The sequence below is a fragment of the Bradyrhizobium sp. genome (genome assembly GCF_050014615.1).
Lineage (GTDB): Bacteria > Pseudomonadota > Alphaproteobacteria > Rhizobiales > Xanthobacteraceae > Bradyrhizobium.
This window is the reverse complement of record NZ_JBEKCZ010000037.1, coordinates 14,957-40,907: the sequence shown is the minus strand read 5'-3', so window position 1 is coordinate 40,907 and position 25,951 is coordinate 14,957. Positions and strand designations below refer to the sequence as shown.

Below are 25,951 nucleotides of genomic sequence, written 5' to 3'. Positions count from 1 at the left end.
GCTTCCGCGCGCACGATCTCGGCAAAGCTCGAGGCCGCCCGTTCCTTGATGCCGGCGTCGCTGGAAATTCCCGCCGACAGCCGGGCCTCGCGCATCGCCGCGGCCAGCAACGACGACAACACACTGTCCTTGGCGCCGAGCGCGAATTGCGCCTCCGCCAGCGACCTTGCGTCGCTGATCTTGACGAGGGCCGCGCGGAGCCCGCGCTGGATCAGCCACAGCTCGATCATTTTGGCGATGAAGATTCACCAGCGAGGCGAAAGCAAGGCCGATCATGACCGCCTTGACCAGGATATCCGCCGACAGGAACATCGACCACGGCGACAATTCGCGCAGCGCCACACCCGTCGATTTCAGCGATCGGCCGCCATCGACTGACGTTGCAGCGGCTGGCGCCGCGGTCGCGTCGGCGGCTACGGCCGGCGCGGGCTGAATAGCGGCGGCGGGCGATGGAGCCTGCGCCGGCGCAACGGATGGCTGAGACGACACCGGAACCTGCTGCGGAGGCGGCGCGGTTTTCTGTTGCGCGAATGAAGGCTGCGCCAGCGACAGCATCGCCAGCGCCAACAGCACGCGATAGATCGCCCGAAGAGGTGACGTGTTCATATTCATATTTCGGCCCAGCAGCAGAAAGGATTTGCGACAGATACCGGTCAATTTGACCGTTTCAGGGTCAACTCGCCAACACACTCCACCAGACTCTGAATTGCAGCATCGAGATCGATCAGGCCGCGGGGCGCAGGCATCCCGTATCATGCGGCTGGTTCCGAAAAAAGGCGCAACGCGCCATTCAGCGCCCAATCGAAACGATTCTAATCTGTAGTTTGAAACTGTTCTAAACAGGATTTGTGCGCGTCGCAGAATGCATACAAGACCGGGGCAAACCGGCGGCCAATGGCATCGGCAATGTTCAAGTAACCCTGATTACTTGACCGCGACGTTGCCGGGGGGCTCGGCAAAGCTCTTGATCCGATCCTTGATCTCCCTGAGTGTTTCGAGGCTGGCCTCGATCGCCACATCTGGAATATCCTGCAACACATCGGTTGCAATGGAGTCGCGCAAACTGTCGAGGTCATCAGCCAGCTGACGGCCGCTCGCCGTGAGAAACAATCGGTTGGCGCGGCGATCCCTGGGATCGTGCCGGCGCTCGACAAGTCCATGTTCCACCAGGCGATCGAGCAGCCGCACCAGCGAGATCGGTTGCAGTTCGAGCACATCCGCCAGATCGACCTGCGACAACCCCTCCTGCTCACGCAGTCTGAACAGGACGATCCACTGCGCGCGCGTGGAACCGCGGCCCTTGGCGCGATGATCGATATAATTGCGCAGCAGCCGCGAACTTTCGACAAGTTGCGCAATCAGCTGTTTTTTCAGATCGAGAGACATGGTCTCGGCGGTCCCCAAATCTTTCAAATAGTTTAGAATTCTCAAGTTATAGTGTGTTTACACATTAAGTGCATGCATACTATATCTAGGGTGCCTATGAACGTTTTTGAAGACCCGATAATCTAATATTTTCTTGAACCGACAGGCCAACATGAAGAAGTCGCGGACGATGCGTTGGGTTTTACTGCTCCTGGCCGCGGTCGCGCTGGGCTATTATGGCTGGCAGCGATTTCACGGCGAGGACCAGGCAACGGCCGCCAGTAACGCCCAAAAAGCGGCACGCAATGCGGTGCGCGTATCCATCGCCCCCGTCGAGAAGACCGACTTTCCGGTCTATCTGACCGGGCTCGGAACCGTTCAGGGCTTTAACACCGTCGTCGTGCGCACCCGGGTCGATGGCCAGATCGACAAAATCGCCTTCACGGAAGGCCAGGAGGTCAAGCAGGGCGATCTGCTCGCCGAGATCGATCCCCGGCCCTACCAGGCCACGCTCGATCAGGCCAAGGCCAAGAAAGCGCAGGACGAGGCCAACCTGTTCAATGCCAATCTGGACCTCGACCGCTACACCAAGCTCGGCGAATTCGCGACCCGGCAGCAGCTCGATACCCAGCGTTCCACCGTCCAGCAATTGACCGCGCAGATCGCTGCCGACGTGGCGGCCATTGCCAACGCCCAGACCCAGCTCGACTACACCGCGATCAAGTCACCGATCTCGGGCGTCGTCGGCCTGCGCCAGGTCGATATCGGCAACATCGTCAATGCCGCGACCCAGACCGGGATTGTGACGATCGCCCAGATCGAGCCGATTGCCGTGATTTTCACCGCGCCGGAGGAGAACTTACCGTATATAAACGAGGCGCAGACGATTCAGCCGCTCAAGACCATCGCGATCACAACCGATGGCAAGAAGCCTCTCGCAGAAGGAAAACTGGCGGTGGTCAACAATCAGGTCGACTCCACCAGCGGCACCATCCGCCTCAAGGCGGTGTTCGAGAACAAAAACCACGCCTTGTGGCCGGGCCAGTCGGTATCGACGCGGCTTCAGGTGAATACGCTGAAGGATGCCACCGTGGTTCCGGACGAAGCCATCCAGCACGGAACCGATGGCCTCTACGCCTATGTCGTCAACCCGGACAACAAGGCTGAGCTGCGCAAGGTCAAGGTCAGCCAGTCGATCGACGGACGCTCGGTGGTCGATAGCGGCCTATCGCCCGGACAGAAGGTCATCACGGCAGGTGTGTACAAAGTACAGCCTGGAACCCTCGTGAGCACCGCGGTGGCGAGTTCGGATCCGGCACAACCCAAGGTACGGCAGGAATGAGCCAAGCTCCGACAGGAACGAACGAAGGGATTTCAGCGCCCTTTATTCGCTATCCCATCGGCACCTCGCTGATGATGGCCGGCATTCTCTTTGTCGGCCTCGTCGCCTATCCGCTGCTGCCCGTCGCGCCGTTGCCGCAGGTGGACTTCCCCACAATTCAGATCACCGCGACACTGCCGGGCGCGAGCCCCGAAACCATGGCGTCGTCGGTGGCGCAGCCGCTGGAACGGCAGTTCGCGCAGATTCCCGGCATCGCCCAGATGACCTCGACGAGTTACCTGGGAACCGCCGCGGTCACGATCCAGTTCGACCTCAATCGCAACATCGACGGCGCCGCCAACGACGTCCAGGGCGGGATCAACGCCGCCGCCGGCCAGTTGCCCAAGAACCTTCCGACGCCGCCGACCTATCGCAAGGTCAATCCGGCGGATTCGCCGATCCTGCTGTTGTCGGCGGTATCGGAGAGCCTGCCGCTGACGACGGTCAGCGACGCCGTCGACGCCCAACTCGCCCAGCAGATCAGTATGATTTCGGGCGTGGCGCAGGTCACGATCGGCGGCCAGCAAAAGCCGTCGATCCGTGTCCAGGTGGATCCGGCGAAACTGGTCGCCAAGGGCCTGTCGCTCGAGGACGTGCGCAACCAGATTTCGATCGTGACGGTCGATAGCCCGAAGGGCAACATCGACGGCGAGACGCGCGCCTTCACCATCTACGCCAACGACCAGATGCTGGATTCGAAGGACTGGAACGACGTCATCGTCGCCTATCGCAATGGCGGCCCGTTGCGGGTACGCGACATCGGCCAGGCGGTCACTGGGCCCGAAGATGCCAAGCAGGCGGCGTGGGCCAACGGCAAGCGCGGCGTGTTCCTGGTGGTCTACAAACAGCCCGGCGCCAACGTCATCGACACCGTGGACAAGATCAAGTCGCTACTGCCGAGGCTGGTGGCCGCGATTCCACCGGCGATCAAGATCGAGGTCATCAGCGATCGCACCCAGACCATTCGCGCCGCCGTCGAGGACGTTCAATTCACACTACTGCTGACCATCGCGCTCGTCGTCATGGTCATCTTCGTGTTCCTGCGCAGTTTCTGGGCCACGGTGATTCCGACCGTGACCGTGCCGCTTGCGTTGCTCGGCGCCTGCGCCCTGATGTGGGTATTCGGTTACACGCTCGATAATTTGTCGCTGATGGCCTTGACCATCGCCGTCGGTTTCGTGGTCGACGACGCGATCGTGATGCTGGAAAACATCACGCGCTATATCGAAGAGGGCGAGAAGCCGATGGCCGCCGCGTTCAGGGGCGCCAGCGAAATCGGATTCACGATCGTGTCGATCAGCGTCTCGTTGGTCGCGGTGCTGATTCCGCTGCTGCTGATGGGCGGCATCATCGGACGCCTGTTCCGCGAATTCGCGGTGACGCTGACCATGACGATCTTCGTCTCGATGGTGGTGTCGCTGACACTGACGCCAATGATGGCATCCCGTTTCCTGCGTGCGCACAACGAAAATCTTCAGCACGGAAAGTTCTATCAGTGGAGCGAACGTGGCTTCGACGCCATGCTGAATGCCTATGAGCGCGGCCTCGACCTTGCCATGCGCTGGAAATTGACGACGCTCGTCATCTTCTTCGCGACGCTGGGATTGTCGGTCTATCTGTTCGTCATCATTCCGAAAGGCTTCTTTCCGCAACAGGACGTCGGCCTGATTACCGCTACGTCCGAAGCCAATCAGGACGTATCCTTCGTCGAGATGAAGCGGCGCCAAGAGGCACTTGGCGCCATCGCCCAGGCAGACCCCGCCGTCGACTCCGTGGCGATGGCGATCGGCGGCAACGGCCGTGCCGGCAACAACGGCAGCGTTTACATGACGCTGAAGCCACGCAACGAACGCACCGCCTCCGCCCAAGAGGTCATTACGCGCCTGCGTCCCCAGCTTGAAAAAGTCGAGGGCGCCCGCCTGTTCATGCAGGCGGCGCAGGACGTGCGGCTCGGTGGCCGGCCGACGCGGACGCAATTCGAGTTCACGCTGCAGGACGCCAACCTCGACGAGCTCAACGAATGGGCACCGAAGATCCTGGCAAAGATGAAAACGCTGCCGGAATTGCGCGACGTTGCAACCGACCAGCAGAGCGAGGGAACCACGCTGCAGCTGAAGATCAACCGCGACACCGCCTCGCGCTATGGCATCCAGCCGCAGTTGATCGACGACACGCTATATGATGCGTTCGGACAGCGCCAGGTCACCCAGTATTTCACCCAGCTCAACAGCTACCACGTGATCCTTGAAATCCTGCCTGAGCTGCAGGGCAATCTCGATACGCTCAACAAGCTCTATATCAAATCGCCCCTGACCGGCGAGCAGGTGCCGCTGGCGACATTCGCGACCTGGACCAACGTGCCGGTCCGTTCGCTTTCGATCAGCCACCAGGGCCAGTTTCCGGCCATTACCATCAGCTTCAATCTTGCAACCGGCGCCGCGCTCGGTCAGGCGACCGATTCCGTGCAAAAAGCGATGGCTGATCTTGGTACGCCCGCCACGCTCAATTCGAGTTTCCAGGGCACCGCGCAGGCGTTCCAGCAATCGCTTGGTACCGTGCCGCTGCTGATCATGGCGGCCCTTGTGGTCGTGTATCTGATCCTTGGCATCCTCTATGAAAGCTACATTCATCCGCTCACGATTCTGTCCACGCTTCCTTCGGCCGGCGTAGGCGCCCTCGCGATCCTGATGGCGTTTGGATATGACTTCAGCCTGATTGCGCTGATCGGCATCATTCTCCTGATCGGCATCGTCAAGAAGAACGGCATCATGATGGTCGACTTCGCGATCGCGGCGGAACGCGACGAGCATCTGACTTCGGAACAATCGATCCGAAAGGCTGCCCTGCTGCGGTTTCGCCCGATCATGATGACGACGATGGCGGCCTTGCTCGGCGGCGTCCCGCTGATGCTGGGCACCGGCACCGGATCGGAAATCCGCCAACCGCTCGGTTACGCCATGGTCGGCGGACTGATCGTCAGCCAGGCGCTCACCTTGTTCACGACACCCGTGATTTACCTCTATCTCGACAGGCTTTCGAACGCATTTTCGGGCTGGGGACGCTCGGCGGATGCCGATGGCGATCATCCGGCAGAGCACAGCGCGGTCAAGGAAGCTGCCGAGTGACTTGACTTTGATTGGCCGCCGCCGCATCGGGAGGCACCCATCGCGGAGGCCGGTCAGTGAAATTACCCATCAAATTAGCAATGCTTGTTGCCGTCCTGGCGTTCGGGCCGATCGAATCCAGCCTCGCCCAAACGCCCAAGTCCAAGGGTACGGCACAAGTCGTGCCGACGCCGGCAGCACCACCGGCTGGCACCGCCGCACCTGCTACGCCCCCGGCCTCGCCTGGCTGGGCCGTACGCTGCTCCAGCGTGAGCCGCGATGCGCCGCTCGAATGCGCGATCGAACAGAGCGCGGTCCTCACCAAGACCGGACAATTGATCATCCTCGTCAGCGTTCGCGTGCCGGGCGACACCCATTTGCCGGTGGCTCTCGTGCAATTGCCGCTCGGCCTCAATCTGCCGGTCGGCGCGAAAATCCAGATCGATGACGGCAAGACCGTCGATCTGCAGATCCAGACCTGCGAAAACAGGGGCTGCTATGCCAGCACACCGGTCACGCCCGAGCTGCTGACCGCGCTGAGATCGGGAAAGCAGTTGAAGGTGTCGTTCCAGGACATGGCCAAGGAAACCATCGCCATTCCGATCCCGCTGGCCGATTTCGCCACCGCCTACGACAAGATAAAATAGACGCTGCAGGTTTTTTCAGCCGGTGCCGAGATACACCTTCTGCACCTGCGGATCATGCGCGAGATCGGCGGCGGGGCCTGACAAGACACTCTTGCCCACCTGCAGGACGGTCGCAAAATCCGAGACTTCGAGCGCGAGCTCGATGGATTGCTCCGCCAGCAGGATCGTCAGCCCTTCCTTGTGCAGCCGGCCGAAGGTCTCGTACATAGATTCCACCACCGCCGGAGCCAGGCCCAGCGACGGCTCGTCCAGCATCAGGAGCTTGGGATCGCTCATCAGGGCCCGGCCAACCGCCAGCATCTGCCGCTCGCCGCCGGACATGGTGCCCGCGCGCTGGTTGCGCCGCTCCGCAAGCTTCGGAAAGATCTCGTAGACGCGACCAAGCAGCGCCGATACCCGCGCCTTGTCGCGCAACGGGGTCGCTCCCAGCCGAAGGTTATTCTCGACGCTTTGCTGTACGAACAGCCGCCAGCCCTCCGGCGACAATGCCAGGCCTTTGCGCACGATCGAAAACGCACTCTGCCCGCCGATCTCCTGACCGCGAAACCCGATCGATCCGGAATGCACCGGGATCAGGCCGGCGATGGCGTTGAGCACGGTGGTCTTGCCCCCGCCATTGGAGCCGAGCAGCGCCACGACACTGCCCTCGGGCACCTCAAGCGAAACATCGGATACGCCGATCAGGTCGCCATAGCGCACTTCCAGGTGCTCGATCCTGAGCAAGGGCGTCATGTCGCGGGCCCGCCCATCAGTTCGATCGGGGTATGGGCCGCGGCGGCCCTGGCGGCGCGCTTGCCGAGATAGGCTTCGATGACGGCCGGGTTGCCGGTGACGTCGCGCGGGCTGCCGCGCGCGATCTCCCGGCCCTGATGGAACACCACCACCCTTGTCGCCAGCGACATGATGACTTCCATGATGTGCTCGACAATGACCAGGGTGATGCCGGAACGATGGATGTCACGCACCAGATCGATCGCGAGCTGCACTTCGCGCTGGGTGAGGCCTGCCATCGCTTCGTCGAGCAGCAGCACCTTGGGCTCGGTCGCCAGCGCGCGCGCGATTTCGAGCCGCTTGCGGCCCGGCGTTCCCAACGATCGCGCCGGCGCATCCGCCAGCCGGCCCATGCCGACGCGCTCCAGCACGGCCCGCGCCCGCGCTTCGGCTTCGGAGCGATGCGACGTGCGCAGAAACGCGCCGATCATCACATTTTCCAGCACCGACATGGTCTCGAAGGTCTGCGGCACCTGGAAGGTACGGGCAAGGCCGAGTTGCGCGCGGGCTTCCGGCGCCAGGCTGGTGATGTCCTGGCCTTCGAACAGGACCTGGCCGGATGTCGACAACAGGTCGCCGGTCAGACAATTGAAGAAGGTGGATTTACCGGCGCCGTTCGGTCCGATCAGGCCGAGAATCTCGCCCTGCTCCAGCGTCACCGAGGCGGCATCGACCGCCTTGAAACTGCCGAAGGCTTTGGTGACGTCGCGGGCTTCAAGGAGCATGCGCAGCTCCCCTCGTCGCATCGGCCTGCGGCATCTTGCTGTTTCGCCGGGCCCAGATCCGCTTGATCAGCATCACGATGCCGCCCGGCTGAAACCGCGCAATCAGCACGATGATCGCGCCATAGAGAACAAAGGTCAGGCCGGCGCCTTTGCCGCCCAGCACGTTGTTGGAAATCTCTTCCAGCGGCACCAGGATCGCCGCCCCGACCAGCGGCCCGAACAGCAGGCCGGAGCCGCCGAGCGCCGCCATGATCAGCATCTTCACCGAGATCAGGATGCCAAGTCCCGACTCCGGATCGACGAATCCAAACATCATCGCGTAGAGCGCGCCGGCGACGCTGGTCAGGCCGGCGCTCAGCATGAAGGCGTAGAGCTTGGTGCGGCTTGCGGGAGCGCCCAGCGAGCGCGCGGCGCGCTCGGAGTCGCGGATCGCGCGGAGATAAAATCCCATCCGGCTATTGGCGATCCACCAGGTGATGCCAAGCGTGATCGCGAGCACCGCCAGGAACAGATAATAATAGGGCAGCGCCGAGATGAAGGAGAGATCGAACAGGTTCCGCGGCACGGTCGGACCGCTCAGTCCGACCGCGGCGCCGAGATAGTCGGTGTTGGTGACGATCAGCCTGACGAGCTCGGCGACCGCGATCGTGGCCATGCTGAAATAATGGCCCGACAGCCGCAGCGTCGGCACGCCGATGACGGCCGCGATCGCGACGCTGACGACGATGCCGACCGGAATTCCAACCAGCGGCGACAAGGCGAAATGCGCGTAGGCGCCCATCGCGGCATAGGCGCCGCAACCGAAGAACACGACGTGACCGACCGACACCTGGCCGGCATAGCCGCCGACGATGTTCCAGGCCGATGCCGCGAAGCCGCTGCTGGAATGGCGTCGAGAACAACAGGGGATAGGCGACCACCAGCGCCAGCACCACCGAGAGCCACAGCAGGCGCCGCATCACATCTTGCCCATCAGGACTTGCCCATTAAGCCTTGCGGCCGGAACCAGAGGAATCCGAGAAACAGGGAATACACCACCATATCCTTGTACACGGGGCCGATCAGATAGCCCGACAGCGACTCGATGACTCCGATCAGCAATCCCGCCACCAGCGCGCCGGGCACGCTGCCGAAGCCCCCCAGCGACACCGTCACGAACGCCACAAGGCTCAGCGTTTCGCCGACCGTCGGCACGATGTAGAAGAATGTCGCGATCAGGGCGCCGGCCAGCCCCGTTGCGCCCGCGGCAATCGCCCAGGCGATGGCGTGCATGGTATCGGGCCGGATCCCCATCAGCTGCGCCGCCGTGGAATCCTCGGCGACCGCCAGCATCTTCGAACCCAGCGACGTGCGCGTCAGCAACAGGTGCAGGCCCAGCGTCACCAGCAAGGCGACCACGCCGGCCAGCAGCCGCGACGCCTGGATCCGCAGGCCGGCGATGTCAAACGTGCCGCCGACCAGATTTTCAGGCAGTGACAGGAAGTTGGCGCCGAACCACCAGAACACCGAATAGCGCAGCAGCAGCGCGAGCCCGAAGGTGCCGAGGATCTGGGCCAGCATCGGCCCTTTGGTGATGTGGCGGATCAGCCCGAAATAGACCACGACCCCGAGCGTCGCGAGCGCCAGCGCCGCGATCGGCGCGCCCAGCCACGGCCCCGCGCCGAACAGCGTCCAGACCACGAACGCCACATACATACCGAGCATCACAAAATCGCCGTGCGCGAAATTGACGAGGTTCATCATGCCCCACACCAGCGTGAGGCCCGAGGAGAACAACGCGTAGACGGCACCCAGCAGAAGGCCGCCGACAATCACCTGAACGAGAATGGAGGACATGCCAGCGGGAGGTCTTGCGGGTTAAGTCTCGGGGATTGCGATGCGACACGGCAAAGTCAAACAAGACAAGTCAGGACAGATGACGGCGGGACCCCTGCCCCGCCCTCGATATTCACCAGCCCTTGTAGGGCAGCACCGGCGTTTTCTCGGCGCCGGCCTTCGGCCAGACCGCGACATAGTTTTCACCGTCTTGTAGTTGAATGATGAGGCCCGATGCCAGCATGTTCTGGCCCTTTTCATCGAACTTGATGCCTTTGTAGCCCATCATCAGCTGATCGGGTTTCAGGTCGGTGGCCTTCAACGCCGCCTGGATCTTGGCGGGATCGGTCGAGCCCGCGCGATCGATCGCATCGCACAGCACGAAGAACGCCTGCATTTCACGCCCGGCGGTATCGTCCAGTTCGTCGCCGCTCTTCTTCTTGTACAGGTCGGCGATCAGGGCCGTCGGCGAACCGGGAGGGCCGACGCTCCACGACGAGCGGTTGAAGACGCCTTGCGAAATCTTGCCGACCGACTTGATGAAGGACGGGTCGGAATAGCCGGAATCATCGGCAATGATCATCGCAGGTTTGTAGTCCAGCGCCTGCATCGTCTTGGCATAAAGGATCGCGTCGGACGTATAGGCGATCATGATCACGACGTCGGGCTTCTTTTCCTTCAATTGCAGGACCTGACTCTGGACGTCGGTCGCATTGACGGCATAGGCGATATCGAGCGCGATGGTCTGGCCCTTTTCCTTGAATGCGCTGGTGATCACGCTCGAGACCGAGGTGCCGTATTCGGTGTTGTCGTGGACCAGCGCGACGCTGTCGGTCTTCACACCGGCGGCCTTCAGGTCGCTCAGAAAATCGTAATAGATCTTGGCGAAGTCCGCGGCCACCGGCGTGACGCGAAAGAACCACTTGAAGCCGCGTTCGGTCAGGTTGGCGGCAACCGACTCGCCGTTGACGAACGGAATTCCGTATTTCTCGGCAATCGCGCTCGCCGTCAGCGTGATGCCGGACTGATAGGCGCCGGTGAGCGCCACCACCTTCTCTTCGGTGATCAGCCGCAAGGTCTGGTTCTGTCCGGTAGCCGGACTGCCCTGGTTGTCGGCGAAAACCACCTCGACCTTGGCGCCGCCGAGACCCGCGAGCCCTGCGTTTTTCGCCAGCGGGAAATTGCCGAACTCGGGATGGGCGTTGTTGATGATATCCATCGCGACTTCGATTGCGGCCTTGGCATGGACGCCGGCACTGGCGGCGTTGCCGCTCAACGGAAATACCGCGCCGATCCTGACGGTCTTGTCCTGCGCGAAAGAAGGACTCGCCAGCGCAACCGAAATCGAGGCGGCGCACAGCAGCCCGATGATACGCTCCAATCTCATACTGATCGTCTCCGAGAGGTCCACCCTATGCCAGGCTCTGAGGCCGGGATGCGCGAGGCGTTGCCGCCCGCTACCTCCCCTGTTTTTGACGCTTTCAACATTGCATGCCGGATTGGCAGGGGCAAGTTGGCGCGCCGCCTGCGCGCGCTTGTCACGCGATTGCCTTAGGCAACTCAGCCGTGACGCCGACATAGACGGTGTTGCTGGCATCGTGATCGCCGCGCCAATTGTCGAAGGTCACGACATGCGACGCCGATGTCGCAAAGGCGTCCGCCAGCACGCGCTCGAACGCGGCATCGGGCGGGTCGTTCGACCACAGCGCGAACACGCCGCCGGGATTGAGATGCTGTGACAGCCGGGCCATCCCCTCCGGCTGATACAGCGCGGCATGGCGCGGATGCAGCAGGTTGCGCGGCGAATGGTCGATATCCACCAGCACCGCATCGAAGCGGCGCCCCGGTTGCTCGGCGTCAAATCCGGCGGCGGAATGCGACAGCGCGAAGAAGTCGCCATGGACCAGGCGGCAACGCGGATCGCTTGTGAATTGCCGGCCGAGCGGCAACAATCCCTGCTCGTGCCATTCGATCACCTCGGCGAGCGCGTCGACCACGACCAGCGATCGTACGCCTGAATTTTCGAGCACGGCTGACGCGGTATAGCCGAGCCCGAGACCGCCGACGACGACATCGAGGTCGGTTCGTTGCAATGCCGCCAATCCAAGCCGCGCCAATTCGATTTCGGCGACGGTGAACAGGCTCGACATCAAAAACTCGTCGCCGAGTTTGATTTCGTAGATGTCGATGCCACTGGACGGCTGCCTGCGGCGCCGCAGGCTGAGCACGCCCATCGGGGTCGGACGAAAATCCAGCTCTTCGAAATTAACGCTCATGCCCTGACCGCCCTGACCGCGACGGACCCCCCATCGCTAATGGCCGCGCACCGCCGCAGCCCCGTCACCAGAGCAGTATCGCCCCGTGCTTGCCAAGGCCGGGACTGAGCGGGTAGAACGGCGCACGCTTTGGCGGGATCTACCCGGTCCCGTGCCAGACGATTGCCTTTCAGATCATCAAGCCATTGAATCTGTTGAGCAATTATTGGGGAATGGTGTAACGGTAGCACAACAGACTCTGACTCTGTTTGTCTAGGTTCGAATCCTAGTTCCCCAGCCACCCCCTGCATCCTGCAAAAATACCTCCGCGGCCTCCTTTTGAGGCCAGGAATCGCCAAGGATCGGCCCGGCCTCGGGGGCGTATGCCCGGGCATGGGCGCGGTCCTTTCCATCATTTCAAACAGCCAAGATAATTCCGTCGTAGAGCCGTCATTGCGAGCGAAGCGAAGCAATCCATCATGCAACAAAAAAAGTAAGAGTGGATTGCTTCGCTTCGCTCGCAATGACGTTGGAATATGACTCCACGCTCCCGCGGCGCGATGCGCCCGGGTTGTACAAAAATCGTCCGCCCGCACAGAGGGCGCAGGGAATGCCGGATGCGCGCTGCACCCGCGGTCTCGTGCGCAAAGGAGAGAGAGGATGCGCGCACGAGCATACAGGCTCAGCGGAGGCACCCGGCATCCCCTGCGTGATGGCTTTACGGCTTATGCCACGCTCTCCCCGGCGACGAATTCGTCTTGTCACCGTCGCCTGCGGATTTTGCGGCCAACCAATCCGGTCGGATTTGAGTTAGCCACCGCCGGCTTGGCACCAGCAACGGGTGTCAGGACCACACGGTTTTGCCGTACGCTCAAACGTCGTTCGTCCTGCGCGCCTGCCCGTCGCTCACGAGTTCAACCCGCCCTGCGACATCCCTGGCGCGCCGACGCTCTCGCGTCCACCACATCCCGTCCCGCGTTCGTGACGACGCGCGACCGCCCCTCTTGCCGGAACAGGACGGCCGCAGTTAGCCGCTGATTTGCGGTTGGCGTGAACCGGAATTTTGCCCGTCGTGCCAATCTGTCGCAACCCGACGGGCAATCGGTTGGTGCGGCGGCCGACAGCCGAGTTCATGCCGCGACCGCGACACCACCGCCTGGTCGCGTGTCCGCTTCACTCAGAGCGGACACGGCTGGAAGCGGCTGGCGTGGTTGCGCGCCGATTGGATCGACAAATGTTGCGGATCGGGTTTGGACGCGGTCAATCAACCCGGCTCCATGCCCTTTGCCTTGATAAATGCCAGCGCGGCCGGCGCAGCGAGAAATTTGATGAATGCCTTGGCCACATCGGCTTCCTTGCTGGCCGCCGACACGGCGGCAGAGAAATAAGTGTAGGACTGAACATCTGACGGCAGCGGCCCGACAAGTTCGGCGTTGGCATAGGGTAAAATCTCGCTGATCTGGGTCATGCCAATTTCGACTTCGCCATTAGCGACAGCTTCGCCGGCCGCACCCTGCAACAGTTTGAGCTTGGGTTTTAGCTCATCGGCAATACCGAGTTTCTCGAACAATGTTTTGAGATAGGCGCCGCTGGCACCTCCTGCCGTAAAGCCGACAGATTTGGCATTGAGAAGCGCCCGTTTGAATGCCTCCGTCGTGCTGATATCGGGCTTCGGGGCGCCCTTCTGAATCGCAACGCCTATCCCCGAATGCGCGATGGCGGTGCGTGTCGCATCGATCTTCCCTTCTCCGGCAAGGCCGTCAGTGATCGGCACCGTGAGGATGGCAACGTCGAATACCGCGCCCTGGTCAATTTTCACCTTCAAAATCGCAGCCGGCGCGAACTCAAGGTCGACTTTGTTCCCGGTGGCTTTCTCGAATTGCGCTCCGAGCCCTTCAAGGGTCGTCTTCACGGCTGTTGATGCCAAAACCTTGATCTCCGCCGCCTGCGCTTGACCTGCCAGGAACGGCAATGCCAATCCGACGATCGCAGCAATCACATGTTGAGTTTTCATGATCTCCTCCCAAGCTGCCCTTTTTAATCCCAGAGTCGCGCTAACTTAGCGAATGCCGCCCGAGACCACCAGCAACACTGTCTAGGCATAAACCTCCAACTCAATCAACGTCCCATGCTCTAAGCCTTAAGCGTCGGCAATTTTCGGCGCAGGTCCAAGCGGTCGAATGTCCGAGCCGGGTCATTCGCGTTGTTTTGACTGTCGTCCGGCGACTTCCGGTCTTCCCCCGGAAACGGGCACGGCCATCTCCACCTTTGACATTTTCCCACAGCAGCCATTGTGAATTGCAATCGCTGAAATGTCCCGTCACTTCATTGTTGGATGATAACTCGGCGCGTATCTTGGGCTTATCAATTGTCCAGGACAGGAGCGCTACCGTGCCACTGACTCATTCTCCCCTGCGTCTGGCGATCAGAATCGCCGCGCTGTGTACCGCCATCTTCTTTGGCCTTGATGCCTCAAGGGCGGCGGAGGTCACGACGGAGAACGCCAACGGGATGACGACCCAGGAGCTGGAGCGCCGCCCGATCCCGGGGACAGACCTTGAGATGCGCTTGAACCTGGTCACTCAACCGCCGGGCTATTCCGAGCCGGTTCATCATCACCCCGGGCCAAGCTTCGTCTATATGCTGGAGGGAACGGCAGAAAGCGCCTATGGCGACGATGTGATCAAGCGCTTTCACGCAGGGGATCACTGGAGCCAGCCGGTCGACGTCGCACATCGGATTGCGCGCAATCCCGACACCCAGACGGCGCGCCGGTTCCTGGTCTTCACGGTGAACCGACCAGGCGAGCCCAGTACAGTTTTTCCATGAGATCATGGCGAGGACCCGGCGTCGGGTTGTTGCGGAGGCATCGCAGACCAGCGCGTCGTTGCCGCCCATCTAACTTATCAACGACTCGCGAGTTCGGGGGTATGCAACCTGAAACGCCAGCGCGTGAACCTTTCAGCCAACGCGAGAATCAAATATCTGTTCGACAGGAGCGGATATTGAGATGTTGCAATGAACGATCGCGAGGGCAACGCGGCCATGGAGTCTGCCAGATCCGGCCAAGGCGCTCCTGACGGCGTGGTTCAGCTTTATCAGTCGGGCATCGATCATATGCGCGCGGGCCGATCTCTCGAGGCCCAGCTCAGCTGCGAACAGGCGCTTGCTCTCGACCCCGATCACGCCGACACGCTGCACCTGATGGGGCTGTTGTGTATCCACACCGGACAGTTTGATCATGCCGTGGAATGGCTTTCCCGCGCGATCAGGCGCGAGCCGAAGCCGCTCTATCTCACGACGCTCGGGACCGCGCTTCTGCAGCAGGGGCGAGGCGCCGAGGCGATCAAGGTGTTCGAGAAGGCAATCGAGCTCAAGCCCGACAATGCGGAGCTGTGGCGAAATCTCGGACTGGCACTGGCAGAGCTGCGCCGCAATCACGAAGCGATCCTCAGCTTTCAGCACGCGCTTGAACTCGAGCCCTCTTGGGACACCGCGAACAAGGCCGCGGCCCTCCTGCATCAGGCGGCGCGTTTTGAGGACGCACTCATCTACTTCAATCTGTGCGACGAGCTGAAGCCCGACAATGTCCAGACGCTTGGTTTGCGCGCGGAAACGCTGCAAAGGTTACGGCGGTACGAAGAGGCCCTCGGCGACCTCGAGCGTGTGCATTTGCTTGATCCGACGCATGCGGATTCCTGTAGCCAGATGGGGAACTGTCTCGCGGCGCTCGACCGATGCGAAGAGGCGTTATCCTGGTACGACAAGGCCTTCGCCCTGCGCGACAAGCACGCCCTGAGAAACAAGGCGGTCGCGCTCGAACAGCTCGGCCGCTTCGACCAGGCCATCGCGGCCTATCGGCAAGCCATCGCTGAGGATCCCAACGACGCCAGCGCCGAATGGAATTTGGCCTTGCTTCAGCTGCTCACCGGGGATTTCGAAGCAGGCTGGGCGGGTCGTGAGGCGGCGCGCTGGAAGATTCCGGTTCTTGTCGAGGGCTATCCAAGGCTTTCGCGACCGATCTGGCAAGGCGCCGAACCCATCGATGGCAAAACCATCCTGGTCTGCCCGGATGAGGGTCTCGGCGACGTCATTCAGTTCGTACGCTACGTCCCGATGCTGGCGGCGCGAGGCGCGCGTGTCATCCTGATTGTCCAGGACGAACTCTTCCCGCTTCTCTCGAGGCTTCCCGGCATCACGCGGTGCCTTCCGAGATCGGCAACGACGGTGCCGCCCTACGACCTCCACTGTCCCCTGACCAGCTTGCCGCTGGCTTTCGGGACCCGCCTCGACACAATACCGACCGAAGCGTCCTATCTTCCTGCTCCGGCGCCCGATCGCGTAAGGGCTTGGGAGCAACGTCTTGGCTCGCACGACCGTTTGCGGGTCGGCCTCGTCTGGTCCGGCAATCCGCGACACCCCAGAGATCGCAGCCGTTCGATGCCGTTCCGGACAATGGCTCGTATCCTCGATGCCGATGCGACCTTCGTCAGCCTGCAAAAGGACCCGCGAGCGGAAGACAGGCCGGCGCTGCTGGAACGGACCGACGTCATCGATCTGACGGCGCATCTCACCGATTTCGTCGAGACGGCGGCGCTGGTGTCCTGCCTGGACCTGGTGATATCGGTCGATACCAGCGTTACGCATCTTTCAGCCGCGCTCGGCCGCCCGACCTGGACCCTGTTGCCCTACGCGCCGGACTATCGCTGGCTGCTGGGTCGCGAGGACAGTCCCTGGTATCCGAGCATGCGCCTGTTCCGGCAGGACGAGCGTCGTGACTACGCGCATGTGATCGAGCACGTCAGCGCGGAACTAGCTAACGTGCGAACCGGCCGCACCCAAGGTAGCTGCGGCCGTTAGATTGCCTCACCGAACTCCTTGCCGGGCTGCGCCGGTTGCAGCCGCAGAAGCCGCGAATCGGCGACTGCGGCCTGCCGATGCTTGACCGCCTCGCGATAGGCGGGATCGCGCAACATGTCGGCGAAAGCCCGCACCGATGGATATTCCGCGATGAAGGCGATGTCCCATTGCTCGCAATCCTGCGGACCGATCAGCATGAGTTCCGGCCTGCCGATCCACACTTGCCTGCCGCCGAGGCTGCGGAAGACGGGGCCGCTTTCGCGCGCATAAGACCGATAGGCGTCAGCGCCCGTTGCCGCGCGGCCGTCGGGATAAGCGGCCTTATCGCGCAGCTTCACGAGATTGAGCATGTGGATCGGGCCCGGCCGGTCCATTTCGCGGAATTTTGCGAAAATTTCTTTCGTGGGATCGAGATAGTCGGTCATGGCTTTTTTCCTGCGAAAACAATCAATCGATGCGCTGGTCCGGTACAACCCGATCAGCGTTTTCTTTCCGCCACAAGCCCAATCAACTCGCTCCGCACCCGATCGACCACCTCTGTATAGTCGCGCTTCTCGGTCTGCCGGAACAGCCGCACCGTCGGATACCAGGGGCTGTCATCGCGACCCAGCAGCCAGCGGTAGTCCGGCGTGTAGGGCAGCAGGATCCAGGTCGGGCATCCCAGGGCGCCGGCGAGATGGGCCACACTGGTATCCACGGTAATGACCAGATCGAGACAACTCACCAATGCCGCCGTCTCGTTGAAATCGGTGAGATCAGCGGTGAGGTCGACGATGTCATTGCGTTCGCGCAGAGCTGCCTTGTCGTCGGGCCTTGGATCCTTCTGCAAGCTGACAAAGGTCGCATCGACGTCGAGGAGGCGTGAAAAAATTCGCAGCGGGATCGATCGATTGTGATCGTTGCTGTGGTTGGGATTGCCGGACCACACCAGGCCGACCCGCAGCCTGTCGTGGGCGCCGAGGCGCTGTTCGAGGCGATCTTGCCAGGCCTGCACACGGCTCTGCGCGGGAGTTGGCAGATACGATATCCCGGATGGAATCGTATCGAGCCTGGTTCCGAAAGCGAGCGGCAGGCTCGACATCGCGCAATGCAGGTCGAACTCCGGCAGCACACCGGTCGATTTCGGAAAGCTTTGCGAGACGCCTGACAGCGCCGACAACAAAGGATAGGCCGCGTCATCCACGACCAGGATCACGCGGGCGCCGCGCGCCGCCACCATCGGCACATAGCGCGCGAACTGAATGGCATCTCCCAGGCCTTCATCCGAGCAGATCAGGATGGTCTTGCCTTTGAGGCTTTCCTCGCCGAGCCACATCGGCTGCGAGACTTTCGGGTAGATCATCGAATGGGCTTTCCACCGCGCCTCGCGGCCGGCCCAGCCGGCCTCGAAATCGCCGGTCAGCATGTGCAGCAGCGCCAAATCCCAGTCGGCCTGCGCACCATCCGGATCGATCGTCTTCATGTAATGGTAGATCGCGGCGGCTTCGTCAAAGCGGTGAAACTGCTGGAGCGAGGATGCCTTGTTGGTACAGGCGAACAGGTGGTCCGGCCGCAGCGCCAGGGCCTTGTCGAACCACGGCAGCGCCTCCTGGTCCCGGCAGGACGATTGCAGAATGGCGCCGATGTTATTGCAGATGTTGGCGTTGCCTGGATTGAGCGCGTGCGCCCGCTTGTTATCGGCCAGGGCTTCCTCGGACCTTCCCAGCCTGTGCAGCACAATGGCACGCCTTTCCAGGATCATGGCCTGGTCCGGCCGCAGCCTGTCGCTGAGATCGAGATAGGAAAGCGCCTCCGCCGTCCGTCCCAGTTTATGCAGAAGAAACCCACACCGAAATGCCGCATCCCCGTGCAGCGGGTCGAGCGTGAGCACATGCTGAAAAGCCAGCAGCGCTTCGTTCGAACGCTCCAGGTCCACCAGAATGGTGCCGAGATTGATCCATAGTCCGGCGTCTTCGGGCTTGAGCTGCACCGCCTTGTCGAGGGCCTTGAGGGCCTCGTCGAACCGTCCCTGCTGCCGCAACGTGGTCCCGAGGCTGGAAAGATATTCCGCCCTGGGCTGTTGCCGGATGGCGCGGGCGATCCACTCCACCGCGAGTTCGTATTGCTGGGCCTGGCACGACAGCAGACCCATCAGATGGAGGCTGTCGGCATGATTGGAATCCGCCGCCAGAGCCTGTTCGCAGCATAACTGCGCGTCGAGAGGTCGTCCGGCCCGCAGATGGCGAAGGCCGGCCTCATAACAGGCGGCAGGTATGCTTGCGCCCGGACCGTTTGGGTTTGCCTGGGGCTCTTCGGCAGTTGCCCCGCGATGGTTCATCAGCACATTTCAAATGTGGCCAGTGATCAACCCCTAGATGATTCGTCGCTGTCCATACATCTGTTTGGCGGCCGTCAGAAGGCCCGGCCGGCTCGGTTACGACGGCCGGGCGCCTTCAAACAGCCGCTTGCTCAGGATGGCGTGAACGCCCCAGTTGCCGTCCACCACTTGCGTGACGCCGAAATCCACCGCGGCGGACATCAGCGCAATCGCTTCGTCCTCGCTCAGCCCTTTGATGTTCATCAGAAAGCGGCGCATCTTCCGGAACGCGTCCTTCATCGCGAGATCGAGCGAGGAAGTCGCATAGACCTCGCTCTGCCCCTTGGCGCCGAACTCCGCCAGATAGTTCGGATGGCTGAAGCCGGTCAAAACCCAATCGGTTGCGGTCTCAATCAAGGGATAGGTCAGGTCGGCGAACACCCGGCCGGCCAGATCGGCTTTCTTGTGCAGAACGAGCTGGAAGGTCCCGGTCATCGAACATTCGATCGCGGTGCCGCCGAGTTCGCCGTCGCCCTGCGTCGCGTGGGGATCGCCGACCGACAGCAACGCACCGGGCACTGACACCGGCAGATACACCGTCGATCCCTTGCCGAGCCGCCAATTGTCGAGATTGCCGCCGAAATAGGACGGCGGAATCGAATCGACGAAATCGACCTCGCGCGGCGCCACCGCGATCACCCCGAAATGCGGACGCAGCGGAATGCGGATGCCGTCGAGTACGTTGTGCCTGCGCTTGACCGAACCCGGGACGACCGGCACGCCGGGATAATCATAGGTGGAATGCAGCACCCCGAACGGATCGGTCTGCGGCTCCCAGCGGTAGGAATAAAGCGCGCGTGCATGGGGCGTCTCGTCGGGATCGCCTTCGTGGCTCGCGAAGATCTCATAGATCGTCACGGCTTCGCGCAGTTGCGGCGCGGCGAGCAACTCGTTGTAGTGATATCCCCACCAGGCCGCGACGCTGGAGCCAAACACCTGGCCTTCGAAGTCAGGGTTGCGGCTGGGCCGCGGCACGATGTCGAGGATGCGGACTTCCAGCACGTCGCCCGGCTGCGCGTCCCTCACCGCGACCGGACCGGTGCAGATGTGAACGCCAAAACCTTCGCCGGCGCCGCGGCCGTAGACCGACGCATCCATCGGCCCGGCGCCGCGCCGATCGACATTCTTCGCATTGCGCGTCCAGTGAAACACGCTTTCGGCGCCGGCGTCGCCGGTGATCATCCGCGCCGGATCGTCCGAGGCGTGCTGGGTCAGGGTCTCGATCGTGATCGTGTCGCCGGAATTGACTTCGGTCTGCGGCGCCAGCGACCGCGAGAAATATCCCCAATGCACGCGCGACGCTTCCACCGAAAGATGGTGGTGACGATGCTCGCCCTCCGTGCAGGGGCTGACCAGTTCCGGCGGTAACGGCGCGATGCTCTTGCGCGCGCCCGCCAGTGGATGATGGCTGCGCAACTGCGCCAGCGCCTGCTGCGGCCAGCCGCGCTGACCGGCCGCGGCGGCGCAGGCCGTCGCGCGTTCGATCTCCTGCTGACGGAATTCGCGCGGCGACAGTCCGAAGCGGTGACGGAACGCCCGGCTGAAATGCGCGGAATCATTGAAGCCGTTGCGATAGGCGATTTCGGAGATCGAATGATGCGCCTCGGCCGGGCTCGACAATTCCGCCGATGTCCGCTGCAACCGGCGCTCGCGCAGATAATGCGTGAAGCTGCTTCCGGAACCTTCAAACAGTTTTTGCAGATAGCGTTCGGAGATTCCTTCGGCCTCCGCCACCCGTGCCGGGGTCAAATCGGGATCGTCGAGCTTGCGTTCGATGGCCTGGCAAAGACGGTGCAGGATCGCGGCCTGCGTCGCCGTACCCCCGGCCTCCTTGGCCGGCGCCCGGACGAAAGTCGGCAGCAAATCCGCCAAGCTTTGCGCCACCGCCGCCCATTCGGTATCGGACAGCGTCTCGATGTTGCGCGCGGCCGCCTCCAGCGTGCGCGAAAACACCTCGGTAAAACCACCCGGCGCCAGCACCCGAACTTCGTCGAATACCGGCTTGCCGACCTTGCGGCCATGAAAGGCTTCCGACGTCACCGACAATACCACCGTGCGCATGTCACGCTGGAATGCCACGCTCCAGTCGCCCTTTCGCGGCAATAAAATCAGCTGCCCGGTCGAGATGATCTGATGGCCCGCATGGGTTCTCAAGGTGACGCCGTCCTCGATCGGCAGCAGCACGATCGGCATATCGTCGGCGACATGTGACAAGGGCGAGACGGCCTGCGATCCCGCCGCCAGCCGCGCCAGCACAACGCCCTCGGCGTTGCGGCGCGAGGCGGTCGCATGCCCGGTCTGGACGGTCGAGCCCGCCGATGGCTGAAGCCCGACGGCGCTGAGAACGTCCCGCCATGCCTCCAGCCGGTCGTTTTCGGAATACGATTCACTGGTGAACGGGCGAAAGCTCATACATCGACCCCAAACGCAGGAATCGAAGCAACCTCCGTGCCAAAGGCGCGGCCCAGATCGTCCCGCCGGCCACGCAGGGCAGCTCCCGGCTATCCCCGGGTAGCCTGCAATTTGGGCATACCCGTCAGTCGCACCTGAACAGGTTCTTCCGGAGCGTGCCGTGGACGCCCCAATTGGCGTCGACCACCTGGGTGACGCCGAAATCGGCCCCCACCGACATCAGCGAAATCGCCTCGTCTTCGCTCAAGCCATGCACAGTCATCAAAAACCGGCGCAGCTTGCGGAACGCATCGCGCATGGCGCGGTCGAGGCTCGAATGGTTGGCGATTTCGGTCTGGGCATCGGCGCCCAGTTCGGCGAGGTAATTCGGATAGGTAAAACCGTAGACCGACCAGGCCTGGTCGGTCTCCAGCATCGGATGGGTAAGCCCCTCTAGCTCAGTTCCGCCGAGATCGCGGTGCTTGTGCAGGACGAATTCGAAGTCGCCGGTCAGGGAGGTTTCGATCGCGGTGCCGCCGAGTTCGCTGTCGCCCTGGGCCGCGTGCGGGTCGCCCACCGAGAAGAAGGCGCCAGGCACCGCGACCGGATAATACATCCGCGCGCCCTTGCCGATCCGCCAGTCATCGATGTTGCCGCCGGTATAGCTCGGCGGGATCGAGCTGACGAAATCCGACTCCGAGGGCGCCAACCCCATGGTGCCGAAATGAAGCCGCGCCGGCACCTTGACGTGCTTCAGGATATTCTCGCGCTTGCGGATGGTGGTGTGGTCGACCCGCACGCCGGGATAGTCGATGGTCGGATGCACGATGCCATCCGGATCGGTCTGCGGCGTCCAGACATAATTATAGACGGCCTTGGCGAACGGCTCGCCCGATGTATCGAGTTCGAAGATGGTGATGACTTCGCGCGGCTTCGGCTCCTCGATCAGGTCATGGTAGTGGAAGCCCCAATTCGCCGACGCGTTGGAACCAAAGCAACGCCCGGCGTGACAGGCGTGACAGCTCGGCCGCGGCCGGACGTCCAGGATGCGAACTTCGAGCACGTCGCCGGGCTCCGCATTCTCGACCGCGATCGGCCCGGTCAAGAGGTGAACCCCGACGCCCTCGCCCGATCCGCGAATGAACGGCCCCTCGATCGGGCCGGCGCCGCGGCGGACCACCGCCTTATGCTCGCGGGTCCAGTGGAACACACTTTCGGCGCCCGGATCGTCGGCGATCATGCGCTCGTAATCATCGTTGGCGTGGTGCGTCAATGTCTCGATGGTGGCGCGGTCGCCCGAACGCAGCGTCAGGGCGGGCTTCACTTTCTTGCTGAAGTAACCCCAGTGAACGGAGGCCGGCGATACCGGCAGCGTAAAGTGCTTCATGCAAGTGCCTCCTGGGAAAGCGATCGAATATTGAACGGACGACGAGCGCGCGGCGGGCGGATCATGCTGTTCTCTCCGGCGCCTTGTCGGCCTCCATCAAGCTCAGGAAGCGCGCCGTCACCGGATGGCGCGGATTGGTGAGGACTTCGTGGGCCGGTCCCTCCTCCAGGATCGAACCGCCGGAAAGAAACGCGACGCGATCGGCCACATCATCCGCAAAGCGGATCTGATGGGTCGAGATAATCATCGTCAGCCCGTCGTCGATCGCCAATCGCCGGATGACTTCCAGCACCTCGTTGACGAGTTCGGGATCGAGCGCGGAAGTCGGCTCATCCAGCAACAACACGCTCGGATTGGGCGCCAACGCGCGGGCGATCGCGACCCGTTGCTGCTGGCCACCGGAGAGATGGCGCGGCAACGCATCGGCGCGGTGGCCGAGGCCGACGCGTTCGAGCAATTCGCGGGCCCGCCGGTCGGCATCGACGCGGGTCATGCCGTGAACCCAGCGCAACGGTCCGGCAACGTTTTCCCTCGCGGTCAGATGGCTGAACAGGTTGAACTGCTGAAACACCATGCCGACGCCGACGCTGGCACGTTCGTTGGCGATCTCGCGCGGCGACAGCGGTCTGCCGTCGTCGCGATGCCCGAGACGGCGGCCGCCGACGCGTACCATGCCGGAATCCCAATTTTCCAGATGGTTGATGCATCGCAGAAGCGTGCTCTTGCCCGATCCGCTGGGTCCCATCAGGGCGACGACTTCGCCGACGCGCACCGTCAGATCAAGCCCATCAAGCACGGTCTGCGCATCGTATTTCTTGCGTAAGTCTGTCACCTCGACCGCGACATTGTTGCGTGCGACCATGGCGGCGTGCTTGGCGCGGTCCACCCTCGAGGCCGCGCGTGGCGGCGGCACCGATAGATCCGGCGGGGCCTCCGCCGGGGCGGTCGGGGCCTGCTCGGCAAGCCGCAATTTGGTCGACAGATCGACCCGGCGCCAGGGCAGGAAAATCGCAAGACGCCCTTGCGGCGTGGCGCGATCCAGATCGAGCGCGCGCTCCACGAACAACTGGATGACGCTGACCGCGGTCGTCAGCACCAGGTAAATGAGCCCCGATGCGAAAAAAATCGAGAAGAAATCGAACGTCGAGGACGCCAGTTGCGTACTTCGCAGTGTCAGCTCCTGCACCGAGATGACGCTGGCAAGCGACGAATTCTTCAGGGCGCTGACGGTTTCGTTGCCGAAGGCCGGAATCATGGTGCGAATGGCCTGCGGCGCGATGATGCGCCGCATCAGCAGCGCCGGCGTCATCCCGAGCGCCTGGCCGGCCAGCACCTGTCCGCGGTCGACGCCGAGCACACCGGCGCGAAGCATTTCAGCGATGAAGGGCGCTTCATTGGCGGCCAATGCGAGACCGGCCGCGCCGACCGCGCTGAGCTTGAGCCCGATCTGCGGCAACGCGTCGTAGGCGAACACCATCTGCAGGATCAGCGGCGTGCCGCGGAAGATCACGGTATAGCCCCGGGCGAACACAGCCAGCATCCAGAACCGGCTGAGCTGCATCGCCGCGAGGACCAGACCGACGATCAGCCCGCCGGCCAGACCGAGAGCGGTTACCATGACGGTAAACCAGATGCCCTCGATCAGGTACGGTAGGCTGAGATAGTGGACGAAGAGCGACATTACTTAACGGAGAGAATGTCGGGTTCTTTGAAGTTGTTCGGATCGAGTTCCCACTTCTTGAGCAGTTCCTTGTGAATCCCGGCCTTCTGCACCTCGATCAGCGCAGCCATCACGGCGTCGCGGAATTCAGGCTTGTCCTTGGGCACCGCGATGCCGACCGAATAAGGGATGGTGACCGCGATCGCCTTTTCGAGCTTGTCGGGATTGGCCTTGACCGCCTGATCGACGGTGTTGACGTCGTTGACATAGGTGTCGGCGCGCCCTGCGAGAATGGCCTGGATGCAGTTGGCGTTATTGTCATAGAGCTGGAGCGTCGGTTCGGGTTTGCCTTCGGCCTTGCACGGCGCGATCATCGCCTGGACCAGCGGGACTTCCACAAAGCCGGTATTCTCGGCCGCCGCGGCGCCGCACATCGATGTGTTGATGCCGGTGATCTTCTTCGGGTTGCCCTTGGCCACCAGCACACCGTCGAACACCTTCGAATAGGTGATGAAGTCGGCGGCCTTGGCCCGCTCCTCGGTCGCATAAATATCGGAAATCACGATATCGGCCTGTCCGCTCGACAAGGTCGTCAGCAGCGCTGCGAAAGTCACCGCCTTGTAGGTCAGCGTAAAGCCGAGGCACTCGCCGATCTGCTCGCCGAGATCGATATCAAAGCCGACATATTTGTTCGGGTCTTTCGGATCGATCGCTTCATAGCCCGGCGTATGCGGGTTGATCGCGTTGACGAGTTGCTTGCCTTTCAGGCTGGGATATTTCGCCTGCAAGGCGGCGCAGCCGGCTGGTGCTGCGTTGGCAGACATTGGCGCACAGAGGCCGGCCAGGAGGAACGCACCCAGCGCAGCGATACGCAATCCGGCACGCGCGGCGGACGGCGTCCGCTGCGTCCGGGTTTCGGTGGAAAACCACTTATGCATTTGATCTCTCCTTCGAAGTTGTCATGGCGATGCCATGTTCCAAGTTCGGAGGGGAGCCTACGGTCGCCGGCCCGCGTCAGGCTTGTCTCGGGGCGCACAAAATGTTGGATCATCCCGTGCCAGGATTTAGGCAGGGCTGCGAAAATTATGGGCGGCAGGTCGATCGTGCCATTCGCGCCGGGTCCGGACCTGCGGCGCCCGTCCGATCGGGCATTGCGGATAATGCTGCGTCGGCAGCAACTTAAGCTTTCCCGAACGGAGCCTTCAGCTTTCCCGAACGGCGGCTTCGCGAAGTT

19 protein-coding genes, 1 tRNA gene and 1 pseudogene are annotated in these 25,951 nt (G+C 62.4%); 6 read left to right on the top strand and 15 right to left on the bottom strand.

What is annotated here, in order from left to right; translation table 11 throughout:
- Both ABR948_RS08780 and ABR948_RS08775 read right to left on the bottom strand, forming a co-directional pair.
- A pseudogene (locus ABR948_RS08780) lies at positions 1 to 606 on the bottom strand (MotA/TolQ/ExbB proton channel family protein); the annotation flags it as partial.
- Positions 607 to 924: 318 nt separating this feature from the next.
- On the bottom strand, positions 925 to 1,386 hold the full coding sequence (locus tag ABR948_RS08775; protein WP_428115957.1) for a MarR family winged helix-turn-helix transcriptional regulator: 462 nt from the start codon (positions 1,384 to 1,386) through the stop codon (positions 925 to 927).
- Between the two features lie 151 nt (positions 1,387 to 1,537).
- Here ABR948_RS08775 and ABR948_RS08770 point away from each other — a divergent pair, with 151 nt between their 5' ends.
- The 3 genes from ABR948_RS08770 (at position 1,538) to ABR948_RS08760 (ending at position 6,497) form a co-directional block, all read left to right on the top strand.
- Positions 1,538 to 2,707: an efflux RND transporter periplasmic adaptor subunit gene (locus tag ABR948_RS08770; RefSeq protein ID WP_428115954.1), complete on the top strand. Its 1,170-nt coding sequence runs from the start codon at positions 1,538 to 1,540 to the stop codon at positions 2,705 to 2,707.
- A complete protein-coding gene (locus ABR948_RS08765; protein ID WP_428115951.1) occupies positions 2,704 to 5,871 on the top strand; it encodes an efflux RND transporter permease subunit in 3,168 nt (1,055 codons plus the stop codon). The genes ABR948_RS08770 and ABR948_RS08765 overlap by 4 nt, the downstream gene beginning before the upstream one ends.
- A gap of 80 nt (positions 5,872 to 5,951) precedes the next feature.
- Positions 5,952 to 6,497, top strand: coding sequence for an invasion associated locus B family protein (locus ABR948_RS08760; RefSeq protein WP_428115948.1), 546 nt, complete (start codon positions 5,952 to 5,954; stop codon positions 6,495 to 6,497).
- Between the two features lie 15 nt (positions 6,498 to 6,512).
- On the opposite strand, the gene ABR948_RS08755 is transcribed toward ABR948_RS08760, so the two are convergent.
- The 6 genes from ABR948_RS08755 to ABR948_RS08730 all read right to left on the bottom strand — a co-directional run bounded on the left by ABR948_RS08755 (position 6,513) and on the right by ABR948_RS08730 (position 12,084).
- Positions 6,513 to 7,229: an ABC transporter ATP-binding protein gene (locus tag ABR948_RS08755; protein ID WP_428115945.1), complete on the bottom strand. Its 717-nt coding sequence runs from the start codon at positions 7,227 to 7,229 to the stop codon at positions 6,513 to 6,515.
- Positions 7,226 to 7,993, bottom strand: coding sequence for an ABC transporter ATP-binding protein (locus ABR948_RS08750; protein WP_428115943.1), 768 nt, complete (start codon positions 7,991 to 7,993; stop codon positions 7,226 to 7,228). Before ABR948_RS08750 ends, ABR948_RS08755 begins: the two co-directional genes overlap by 4 nt.
- Positions 7,983 to 8,822: a branched-chain amino acid ABC transporter permease gene (locus ABR948_RS08745; RefSeq protein WP_428115940.1), complete on the bottom strand. Its 840-nt coding sequence runs from the start codon at positions 8,820 to 8,822 to the stop codon at positions 7,983 to 7,985. Before ABR948_RS08745 ends, ABR948_RS08750 begins: the two co-directional genes overlap by 11 nt.
- Before the next feature lie 143 nt (positions 8,823 to 8,965).
- Positions 8,966 to 9,829: a branched-chain amino acid ABC transporter permease gene (locus tag ABR948_RS08740; RefSeq protein WP_428115937.1), complete on the bottom strand. Its 864-nt coding sequence runs from the start codon at positions 9,827 to 9,829 to the stop codon at positions 8,966 to 8,968.
- A gap of 112 nt (positions 9,830 to 9,941) precedes the next feature.
- On the bottom strand, positions 9,942 to 11,195 hold the full coding sequence (locus ABR948_RS08735; protein WP_428115935.1) for an ABC transporter substrate-binding protein: 1,254 nt from the start codon (positions 11,193 to 11,195) through the stop codon (positions 9,942 to 9,944).
- 151 nt (positions 11,196 to 11,346) lie between these two features.
- Positions 11,347 to 12,084, bottom strand: a complete 738-nt coding sequence (locus tag ABR948_RS08730; protein ID WP_428115932.1) for a polyamine aminopropyltransferase — start codon at positions 12,082 to 12,084, stop codon at positions 11,347 to 11,349.
- A 206-nt stretch (positions 12,085 to 12,290) separates the two neighbouring features.
- Here ABR948_RS08730 and ABR948_RS08725 point away from each other — a divergent pair.
- A tRNA-Gln gene (locus tag ABR948_RS08725) sits at positions 12,291 to 12,364 on the top strand.
- A 963-nt stretch (positions 12,365 to 13,327) separates the two neighbouring features.
- Here the strand turns inward: ABR948_RS08725 and ABR948_RS08720 are convergent.
- Positions 13,328 to 14,077 (bottom strand): molybdate ABC transporter substrate-binding protein, encoded by a 750-nt coding sequence (locus tag ABR948_RS08720; protein WP_428115929.1) that lies wholly within the window; start codon positions 14,075 to 14,077, stop codon positions 13,328 to 13,330.
- A gap of 377 nt (positions 14,078 to 14,454) precedes the next feature.
- Here ABR948_RS08720 and ABR948_RS08715 point away from each other — a divergent pair, with 377 nt between their 5' ends.
- The gene (locus ABR948_RS08715; RefSeq protein ID WP_428115926.1) at positions 14,455 to 14,892 is read left to right on the top strand and encodes a cupin domain-containing protein; all 438 of its coding nucleotides are present in this window, start codon (positions 14,455 to 14,457) and stop codon (positions 14,890 to 14,892) included.
- A gap of 189 nt (positions 14,893 to 15,081) precedes the next feature.
- Positions 15,082 to 16,923 (top strand): tetratricopeptide repeat protein, encoded by a 1,842-nt coding sequence (locus ABR948_RS08710; RefSeq protein ID WP_428115923.1) that lies wholly within the window; start codon positions 15,082 to 15,084, stop codon positions 16,921 to 16,923.
- Here the strand turns inward: ABR948_RS08710 and ABR948_RS08705 are convergent.
- The 6 genes from ABR948_RS08705 to ABR948_RS08680 form a co-directional block, all read right to left on the bottom strand.
- On the bottom strand, positions 16,920 to 17,348 hold the full coding sequence (locus tag ABR948_RS08705) for a DUF1330 domain-containing protein (protein WP_428115921.1): 429 nt from the start codon (positions 17,346 to 17,348) through the stop codon (positions 16,920 to 16,922). The two genes, ABR948_RS08710 and ABR948_RS08705, sit on opposite strands and share 4 nt — an antisense overlap.
- A 53-nt stretch (positions 17,349 to 17,401) precedes the next feature.
- Positions 17,402 to 19,240: a tetratricopeptide repeat protein gene (locus ABR948_RS08700; RefSeq protein WP_428115918.1), complete on the bottom strand. Its 1,839-nt coding sequence runs from the start codon at positions 19,238 to 19,240 to the stop codon at positions 17,402 to 17,404.
- 96 nt (positions 19,241 to 19,336) lie between these two features.
- Positions 19,337 to 21,691 (bottom strand): acetamidase/formamidase family protein, encoded by a 2,355-nt coding sequence (locus tag ABR948_RS08695; RefSeq protein ID WP_428115916.1) that lies wholly within the window; start codon positions 21,689 to 21,691, stop codon positions 19,337 to 19,339.
- A gap of 124 nt (positions 21,692 to 21,815) precedes the next feature.
- Entirely contained in the window at positions 21,816 to 23,057 is a 1,242-nt protein-coding gene (locus ABR948_RS08690; protein WP_428115914.1) for an acetamidase/formamidase family protein, read from the bottom strand.
- 61 nt (positions 23,058 to 23,118) lie between these two features.
- The gene (locus tag ABR948_RS08685; protein ID WP_428115911.1) at positions 23,119 to 24,738 is read right to left on the bottom strand and encodes an amino acid ABC transporter permease/ATP-binding protein; all 1,620 of its coding nucleotides are present in this window, start codon (positions 24,736 to 24,738) and stop codon (positions 23,119 to 23,121) included.
- On the bottom strand, positions 24,738 to 25,655 hold the full coding sequence (locus ABR948_RS08680) for an ABC transporter substrate-binding protein (RefSeq protein ID WP_428115908.1): 918 nt from the start codon (positions 25,653 to 25,655) through the stop codon (positions 24,738 to 24,740). The genes ABR948_RS08685 and ABR948_RS08680 overlap by 1 nt, the downstream gene beginning before the upstream one ends.
- Positions 25,656 to 25,951 lie beyond the last annotated feature (296 nt).